The organism is Pseudomonas serbica (assembly GCF_028823535.1).
Lineage (GTDB): Bacteria > Pseudomonadota > Gammaproteobacteria > Pseudomonadales > Pseudomonadaceae > Aquipseudomonas > Aquipseudomonas serbica.
Window position 1 is genome coordinate 1 of sequence record NZ_JAQIYM010000075.1, and the last position, 252, is coordinate 252.

Consider the following 252-nt stretch of genomic DNA (forward strand, 5'->3'; position numbering starts at 1 on the left):
CTGACCAGCGTTGCGGCCCTGACCACCGCGCAGACCGCTGCGTTGACCACCGCCCAGGTCGTGGCCCTGACTACCGCCCAGGTGGCCGCGCTGAAACCGGCCCAAGTGGCTGCACTGACCACCACCCAAGTGGCGGCCCTGCAGCCTGCCGATGTCGCTGCGCTGACCACCGCTGGCGTCGCCGCCCTGACCACCGCCCAGGTCGCGGCACTGACCACCGCTCAAGTGGCAGCCCTGAAACCGACCCAGATT

At 70.2% G+C, this 252-nt stretch carries 1 protein-coding gene; it reads left to right on the plus strand.

Annotation, left to right across the window (positions count from 1 at the left end):
• On the plus strand, positions 1 to 252 hold a 252-nt coding region (locus NQL71_RS29815; RefSeq protein WP_274643806.1), incomplete at both ends, for a hypothetical protein.